Source organism: Breoghania sp. (genome assembly GCF_030066895.1).
In the GTDB taxonomy this organism is placed as follows: domain Bacteria; phylum Pseudomonadota; class Alphaproteobacteria; order Rhizobiales; family Stappiaceae; genus Breoghania.
This window is the reverse complement of the sequence record NZ_JASJAV010000045.1, coordinates 1-6,201: the sequence shown is the minus strand read 5'-3', so window position 1 is coordinate 6,201 and position 6,201 is coordinate 1. Positions and strand designations below refer to the sequence as shown.

The 6,201-nt window shown below is 61.2% G+C and carries 2 protein-coding genes; both read right to left on the bottom strand.

Annotated elements, in window-relative coordinates:
• Positions 1–690: 690 nt before the first annotated feature.
• Positions 691–1,332: a hypothetical protein gene (locus QNJ43_RS26330; RefSeq protein ID WP_300474952.1), complete on the bottom strand. Its 642-nt coding sequence runs from the start codon at positions 1,330–1,332 to the stop codon at positions 691–693.
• Between the two features lie 245 nt (positions 1,333–1,577).
• Positions 1,578–2,483, bottom strand: coding sequence for a hypothetical protein (locus tag QNJ43_RS26325; RefSeq protein ID WP_300474950.1), 906 nt, complete (start codon positions 2,481–2,483; stop codon positions 1,578–1,580).
• Positions 2,484–6,201 lie beyond the last annotated feature (3,718 nt).

Sequence of the window (6,201 nt, the reverse complement as noted above, 5' to 3'; positions counted from 1 at the left end):
CCCCTAATGAACAGGCCACCCACTTCCTCCCGCTCTGCGCATGCGTAGGGCCCTAACGCTGCACCCTAGCACAGCGCCACCGAGCGGGGGGACGCTATATTCGTCCATTTTCCTCCGTAAAGCCGTGGGGAGACTGTCCCGAACGTGCGGGGAGGCAGGGTGGGAGTCCCTTAATGGGAGCGAGGTAAGCTAATCGATAGGCAAATCAATACCAGATTTGTCCCAATCGATATCGCTTACCAATCGCTCCCATTAATTGCCCGAATGCAACAGAATGTGTGGAGGGGAGTTCGGTCCAGGACAAGCTATTCCACGGGATTGTAAGCTCCAGACCGAGTCCCAGTTGCAAGCGGGGAGAGCCCGAGAGCGGTATGGAGCGCTCAACGGTGGCTGAGAATTAGGGGGAGATGGGACCCACCCGACAGCGTTAGTAGGTGCCATCTCGTACCCCTCGGGCGCGGAGTACGGGGAAGGAAGTACCAAGTGCCCGAGTTGGTAGCCGCGGCGGGACCCGCCGGGTACCTATGTCCCCCCAGGGACGGTGGAGGTCTCAGAGTCGGGACGGTCTCCACTACCGTGAGACTGCTAGGATAGACGACCAACCTAGTCCACCTACGAACTTACCGGTAGGGGGGGGAAGCAGCTCTAGAGCGGATGACTGGCGTCGGGTGGATCATCCCAGAGCTGAAACTAGTGCACAGCGCTGCCTGCCACCACACAGGGTGACAGCACGTGCAGCCCATCGCGCAGTCCCGACACGTCACGGAGGTAGAATGCCGCGAAAACTCCCGGAGTGGCCCAAGTGGCAGCCCGAAGGACTTCCGCAAGGGCGAAGTTCGACTGTAGCGCGATCGATGCTGCCAGCGCACGAATTTCGTGAACACTAGTGGAGGCTAGGCGCGCGTCCTCTTCGGATGCGTGGCGGTAGGCAAACTTGAGTAGTTTGACGACCCATGCCGAAATCGTCGCCTTGGCCACCGGATGGCCGTCCTGACGGAGGGACAGAAAGAAACGCTTGCGGCCGGGAGACCGCCGTTCCGCCCAGGCGTGATAGTCACGGAGCGCTTTGACTGGGCAAAGTGCTAGCTCACCAGGATCGTCCGTAAACGGCGAGAGGGGGCGGATGACGATCGGCTGGTAGCGGGCTTCCCCCTCTGCAGTGGAACGAATCTTCGGTAGATAACCTGGATATGGTTCCAAGATAACCCCAGCGCGAGTGAAGGTGACACGTCGGGGATCAATAGCATGAATATCGCCCCGCCGTCGCGCTGAGGCCAGCAGCAGGAGGAACACCGTCTTAGCCGAACGCCAGAATGGCTTGTCGGGGTCCACGGGAGAGAAGGGGGGTCTGGCCAAGACCCGCAGAACCAGATTAAGGTCCCACCGAGGAAAATATACACCACTCCGGGGGCGTTCTGCGCGAAAGGAGCGGAGAAGCCGGGAGACGTGGTAGGAGTCGGTTAGGGAACGACCCACTGCCCCCCACACGGAGTGGATGGCAGACCTGTAACCTTCGATAGAGGACGGGGCAAGAGCCTTGTCCTTGAAGAGAGAGAGAAAGAACTCGCAGACTTCAGTTACAGGGGCCTGGAGTGGATCGGTACCCCGTCGCTGACACCAAAGAGCGAACTGCGACCACTTCGAGTCGTAGATGCTCTGGGTGGAGGGACGCAGCTGGCCCGTAGCGACGCGGCGCGACACCTCTGAAGAAAATCCCTGGTCAGACGCTTGTCGGAAGATAGCCGACAAGCGTGAAGATCGAGGGAATGGATTGCGCCGAACCGACGGTCGTTGTGAGGCATGCCGATGAGATCCTCTAGCGGGGGGAGGGTGATCGGATGGTCGATCAGCAGACTCAGAAGTAGAGGGAACCAAGGACGATTGGGCCACCTCGGGGCGATCAGAGTAACCAAGCACAGAGACTCTGTCGTCAGCTTCCTGAGTACCTCCGCCAGCATGGGCCACGGGGGAAAGAGATACGCGTCCATCCCTTTCCAGTCGCAGGACATTGCGTCGACTGCGAAGGCCCTGGGATCCGGATACGGGCTGATATAGACAGGAAGCTGGTGGGTCAGCTCCGTCGCCATCAGGTCGATGTTCGGCGTGCCCCACACCGTCCACAGCTGCGCCGCCACTTGGCGGTTCAGAGTCCACTCGGTGGTGACCACTTGGTCCGTCCTGGACAGGAGATCTGCTGTGCGATTGAGACGGCCCGGGATATGGCGGGCTCGGATCGTCATTTCCATGTCCAGGATGAAGGCAAACAAATCCTGGGTGATGTCCATGAGGGACATTGAGTGGGTGCCTCCTTGGCGATTGATGTACGACACCGCTGACGTGTTGTCGGAGGCCACCAGGATCCGCTTGCCTCTCCAGAAGGATGGATCGGCTTGTAAGGCTCTCAGGACTGCCAGCAGCTCGAGAGCGTTGATGGAGAGAGGACGTTCGTGATCGGCCCACTCCCCGTTGGCTTGAAAGCCCACTGCGTGAGCACCCCAGCAAAGATTGCTGGCGTCCGTGTAAAGAGTTACTTGGGGTATGTAAGGGCCCAGAGGGACTCCGACCGCCAAGTGGGATAGATCCATCCACCACTGGAGGGCCGAGCGGGCCGGGGGGTCCAGTTGGACCTCCCGGCCCAAGGTGTGAACCCCGATCTTGAATTGCCGACGTAGGCAAAAGTGAATCGGACGGATGTGGAGCCTGCCGAAGGGGACGAGTTTCTCCAGAGCCGACAGTATCCCCAAGAGGGATAGCCAAGCGTGAGCAGAAGCTTTGCCCGACTGTGTCAGTTGGCGGCAGGCCCCGAGAGCTGACTGAATGCGCGGCTCGGGCGGACAGCTGAGTCCGACATCCGTCCGGAAGCGCACCCCCACATAGACAAAGTCCTGAGAGGGAGAGAGCTCGGATTTGTCGAGGTTCACCCCTAGACCCAGATGGCGGAGAGTTGACAGAGTTAGACTCGTCCACCGGTGACAAAGGTCTGGAGACGGGGCTCGGATGAGCAGGTCGTCCAAATACCGGTGGAAGAGAACTCCCTGGGTGTGGAGGTGAACTGCGAGGGGCGCAAGAAGGCGTGTGCACACCAAGGGAGCCGGGGCCAGACCGAACGGAAGGGCCCGAAATTGGAAGACCTCGCCTGCTACCACAAATCGGAGATATTTCCGAAACCACGGAGCAATGGGAATGTGGAAGTAGGCGTCCGTCAGATCCACCGAGGTTGCCCAATCCCCGGGTTGGACGGCTGCCGAGATGGATCCCACTGTCTCCATTTGAAAGTGGGGACAGTGGAGCACACGGTTGAGTGGGCGCAGATTGATCACCGGGCGGAGTTGACCATTTTTCTTGGGGACCAGAAAAATGCGGGAGTAAAATCCCAGTGACTCCGGCCGAGACACCTTTTCTGTGGCCTGTTTCAGGACCAGAGAGCGTGCCTCCTGGATCAGAGCGTCCCGGTTTCCTGGCGTCGCTGACTCGTGGGCGCTCCAAACCCGAGTCAAGGAAGGGCGAGAGCCCGCGAACGTGGGGGCGTAACCGTCTGCTATCACTGATAGCACCCACGGATCGTCGGTGATCTCTCTCCACGCTGCCAGGTAGCGCGACAAGCAGCCGCCTACAGGCCGCTCGTTGGCGCAAGACAAGGGGCCTGAGGCCTGCAGAGCGGGAGCTGGCGGAGAGTCAGTCCCGTTTGGGCGGCTGGCGCCGAGATCCCTCCTGTCGCCGCCGGTTCTTGAAAGCGCGGCGGTTGACGTGCCCCGCTGGACGACTGGTTCCGGAGGACGAACCTGTGGCGGGCGGGGCCGCCTGTCCAGACCTGCGACCCGCATGGGGGGGTGCTTGTTCCCCCCGGCCCGCGGGGGGACAGCGGAGGAGGGACGATGGGAGGCCGACCACTTGATCGATGCCAACTGTCGGGTTGATTCATGTTGGGCGTCCTCCCGAGCCGCCGTGGTGACTTCCGGTAAGGTTGGGAGCAGATCTTTAGAGCGGAACGTACCGTTCCGAAGAGACCTGCGGTGGCGTAGCCCGAGGTAAGACCTGAGCTTAGGGATAAATTTGTCCCTCTGAGCCAGTGTCAAGTTGACATCCAACCCTACCGCCGTCCCGACAGTGTCGGATGCAGACAAGTCGGCGTGAGCCAGGAAGTCTGCTGCGGAGTCCGCCGTGCACTCAAGCTGGGCTAGCTTGTCGGCGATCGTCTCCCGGTCCAGGGAGAAAACGGATGACCTTAGGTTCGCCAAGTCACGACGAACCTGGTCCAGCTCCGCTGAGGCGCCTCCCATGAAATGACGGGAATAGGAGACGGAAGTCACCGTGGCCCTGATAAGACGATCCAGGGCCTCGTGCTGTCTATGGTGCAGCGATAGTGGCGCCTTCGCCAAGCGAGCCACAGCCTCGTCATCGGCGAGCGTGGACACCTCTCGGAAACCGCGAGGGCGGTCCCGGGCCTGATGGAGGAAGGTGTCCTCATTCGCCGCCTCGTACCTAGCGCAGGTACTCCTCAGCACTGAGGGGGTGAAAGGCGTGTTTACCTTCGCCTCAGGATGACGATCCAGGGAAGTGAGCGCCACGTCTATCCATCTGTCGACGCTAACATGTGGTGCCACCCCCCGGACGTTCAGAACGCGAGACTTCCGTTCTGGATGGCTTACGGGCTCATTCTTGGCGGCCAAGGGAGTAGCCTTCCCCAAGTCCACGAGGCGTTGTAGGGCTTCCCTAAAGGTGGAGAAGCCGCCCTCCGGTACCGAGTCTGGGATGCGGTCCGTAGAAGTTGAACGACGGCGGCGCCGGATCCCAGAGTGGAGAGGGGAGGCCGATCTGTCGGAGTCCGACGATCTGGATCGGGATTCACGATCCCTGGATCCATGAGGGGAATGCTCGAGGGAGCGGGGACTGTAGTCCCTATCCCCGTACCGTCCCTGGGGAGAAGAGCGGGTCCTCTTGCGGCCCCGGGTGGGAACCGACCGATCCCGGGAGCGGGACGTACCGTCATCACGGGCGTGGTAGCGGGGTCTCCCCCAGGCAGCCTGGGAGGGGAGCACTCTAACGAGCTCAACCCTAACTACCACCGGTAGGTCCACCCTGCGACAGGCTGCAGTGGCGCCCCCTCTCGACCTCCCGTCAAGTGACTGGGGGGACGAGGGCACTGCCCGTACACCGGCGCCACCTGGTGAGTGACGAGAGTGGTGAGACCGGGCAGTGAGGGGCGACGGAGGTCGCTCATCTGACGAAACGCACCTGGAACGATACGAGGAAACAGAGTTAGAATCAGCGACGGGCTCCATTTCCTTCGACGTGGAAGGCAACGGAGACCCGCAGACGGGGACGGACCGCTGGGACAGCCGGTCCGACAAGCAGGCGAGTCGCGCCGAAAACGACTGCTCCTGGTGAGCCAGTAACTCCCGTAACAAAGCTAGCGTGAGGGGTGCCTCGGCGGACGCGGCCGCCGGGGCGGAAAGCGTCTGATCCGATGGCGTCCCAGAAGGGGACGCCGCCGGGTCGTCTACCGGGATCGGGGAGTGAGATCCCTCCCCCAGAACGGCAGAAACCGAGACCGAAGAGTCTAGATGGGGAGGAGGGGAGGAAGGCCGGGAGGCCCCCGCCAAAGGAAGTTCACCCTGGGTGAGCGAGTGCTCGCGTTCCCAGGCTGCCCGACGTTTGGCGAAGGCCTGTAGCTGAAGTTCAGACCACTCTTTGCAGTATTGGCAGGCCTTATTCCCCAAATCCCCACCAGCGCGGGTGCGAGGGCAACCCCGGTGCGAAAAGCAATGGGGATGCAAATCGCCCACGGGAAGTTTGGTCCCGCACGAAGGTTCACGGCAATGACGGCCGCTGGACTTACCCGATTTCGGCATGACGAACCACGCAAGCAACAGTACGCAACGCGATGAAGAAATAAGGAAGTGAACTGGCAGCTCGAAGCACGCAACAGTGAACTAAAGGATACACCAGGAGAAGTCACAGCAGACAGTAGTCCGAGGGTCGAGACTGGGTAGGCTGGCTCCAAGGCAGAAGTGCACAGAAACAGTCTGGGGTGATGCAATGCAGCGGCAGCAACACACATGCACGTCCGGCGTCCAACGCAGTCAGGAGGAAAATGGACGAATATAGCGTCCCCCCGCTCGGTGGCGCTGTGCTAGGGTGCAGCGTTAGGGCCCTACGCATGCGCAGAGCGGGAGGAAGTGGGTGGCCTGTTCATTAGGG